Origin of the sequence: Vibrio owensii CAIM 1854 = LMG 25443 (assembly GCF_000817815.1) — a bacterium.
Classification (GTDB): domain Bacteria; phylum Pseudomonadota; class Gammaproteobacteria; order Enterobacterales; family Vibrionaceae; genus Vibrio; species Vibrio owensii.
The window spans coordinates 1-240 of record NZ_JPRD01000117.1; the positions used below are offsets into that span (position 1 = coordinate 1).

General features: G+C 44.6%; 1 tRNA gene. It reads right to left on the reverse strand.

The window, feature by feature from the left end:
• Positions 1–119: 119 nt before the first annotated feature.
• A tRNA-Val gene (locus H735_RS29565) sits at positions 120–195 on the reverse strand.
• Between the last annotated feature and the right edge of the window lie 45 nt (positions 196–240).

The following is a 240-nucleotide window of genomic DNA, read 5'->3' on the forward strand; positions in this document are numbered from 1 at the left end:
GTTAAAGAGCTAATCACTTCCTAAGAAGTCATTTTCTAAAGACTTTCAGAGTCGAAGATTCTAACCACGTACGTTTTACTGAAGTGGTTTGGAATTCCTATCCAAAAATACTTAGAGAATGGTGGGCGATACCGGGCTCGAACCAGTGACCCCCTGCTTGTAAGGCAGGTGCTCTCCCAACTGAGCTAATCGCCCACATAAGTTTTAATTCTTCGTGGAGAAGAATGGTGGGTCGTGCAG